General features: G+C 63.7%; 1 protein-coding gene. It reads left to right on the top strand.

The window, feature by feature from the left end; genetic code table 11:
- Positions 1-56 precede the first annotated feature (56 nt).
- A partial coding sequence (locus EOA19_RS35120; RefSeq protein WP_164893144.1) for a UvrD-helicase domain-containing protein occupies positions 57-416 on the top strand: 360 nt, incomplete at its 3' end.

The raw sequence follows: 416 nt of genomic DNA, 5'->3' as shown, positions 1-416 counted from the left end.
GAACAAAACAGAGACACTTCTGGCCTTTCGCTGCCGAATCACTACATTCGGGGGAGATGTCCGGCTTTTCGGAAGATATGCCTTTTTTTGACGAACCGAACGCGCGGCCCGTGGCCCCGTCGGGCATTGCTGCGCGCGCCATGGCTGCCCGCAGCGGCCACAACAATGCGCCCGATTATCTGAACGGGCTCAACCCCGAGCAGCGGCTGGCGGTGGAAACCACCGAAGGCCCGGTTCTGGTGCTGGCCGGCGCCGGCACCGGCAAAACGCGCGTCTTGACCACCCGCATCGCCCACATCCTCGCCACCGGCAAGGCCTTCCCGTCGCAGATCCTCGCCGTCACCTTCACCAACAAAGCTGCGCGCGAGATGAAGCAGCGCATCGGCCTCTTGATCGGCGAAGGCAATGTCGAGGGC

It is taken from the genome of Mesorhizobium sp. M7A.F.Ca.US.010.02.1.1, assembly GCF_004023085.1.
Classification (GTDB): domain Bacteria; phylum Pseudomonadota; class Alphaproteobacteria; order Rhizobiales; family Rhizobiaceae; genus Mesorhizobium.
This window is presented reverse-complemented; position numbering and strand designations above follow the sequence as displayed.